We start from the raw sequence: 1,225 nt of genomic DNA on the forward strand, positions 1-1,225 counted from the left end.
GATGGAAAAGGCGGACGTAGTCATTGTCGGAGCGGGTCACGGTGGCGCGCAGGCGGCCATCGCGCTGCGGCAGAACGGTTTCGAGGGCTCGATCCTCGTGCTGGGGCGCGAGCCGGAACTGCCGTACGAACGTCCGCCGCTGAGCAAGGAATACCTTGCCCGCGACAAGACCTTCGACCGCATCCTGATCCGCCCGGCGCAGTTCTGGGAGGACAAGAACGTCACCATGGGCCTCGGCCGTGAAGTGACGAAGGTCGATCCGGTGGCCAAGGTGCTGACGCTCGCTGATGGTTCGAGCGTCGAATACGGTTCGCTGATCTGGGCAGCGGGCGGCGATCCGCGTCGCCTGTCGTGTGCGGGTGCCGACCTTGCGGGTGTCCACGCGGTGCGCACGCGCGCCGATGTCGACACGCTGATGGGCCAGCTCGACGCAGGCGCCAAGACCGCCGTGGTGATCGGCGGCGGCTATATCGGGCTGGAAGCGGCGGCGGTGCTGACCAAGTTCGGCGTCCACGTCACCTTGCTCGAAGCGCTGCCGCGCGTGCTGGCGCGCGTCGCGGGCGAAGCGCTTTCGACCTTCTACCAGGACGAGCACCGCGCCCACGGCGTGGACTTGCGCACCGAAGTAGCGGTCGATTGCCTTGAAGGCGACGGTACGACAGTGACCGGCGTGAAGCTGGTTGACGGTTCGGTGCTGCCCGCCGAGATCGTGATCGTCGGCATCGGTATCATCCCCTCGGTCGGGCCGCTGCTGAGCGCGGGCGCGGCGGGCGGCAATGGCGTGGATGTGGACGAGTTCTGCCGCACCTCGCTGCCCGACGTCTACGCGATCGGCGATTGCGCGGCGCACGCCAACGACTTTGCCGATGGCGCGGTGATCCGGCTTGAATCGGTGCAGAACGCCAACGACCAGGGCACGACGGCCGCCAAGGCGATCTGCGGCGCGCCGGTGCCGTACAAGGCGACGCCGTGGTTCTGGTCGAACCAGTACGACCTGCGCTTGCAGACGGTGGGGCTGTCGACCGGGCACGACCAGACGGTGCTGCGCGGCGATCCGGCCACGCGCTCGTTCTCGGTGATCTACCTCAAGGGGGGCAAGGTCATCGCGCTCGACTGCGTCAACATGGTCAAGGACTATGTGCAGGGCAAGAAGCTGGTCGAAACCCGCGCGCAAGTCCCGCCCGAAAAGCTCGCCGATGCAGGCGTGCCGCTCAAGGAAATGGTG

1 protein-coding gene is annotated in these 1,225 nt (G+C 67.2%); it reads left to right on the top strand.

What is annotated here, in order from left to right; translation table 11 throughout:
• Position 1: 1 nt before the first annotated feature.
• The coding region (locus K3A84_RS20245) for an NAD(P)/FAD-dependent oxidoreductase (RefSeq protein ID WP_225011278.1) at positions 2 to 1,225 on the top strand (1,224 nt) is incomplete at its 3' end.

It is taken from the genome of Novosphingobium percolationis, assembly GCF_020179425.1.
GTDB classification, from domain to species: Bacteria; Pseudomonadota; Alphaproteobacteria; order Sphingomonadales; family Sphingomonadaceae; genus Novosphingobium; species Novosphingobium percolationis.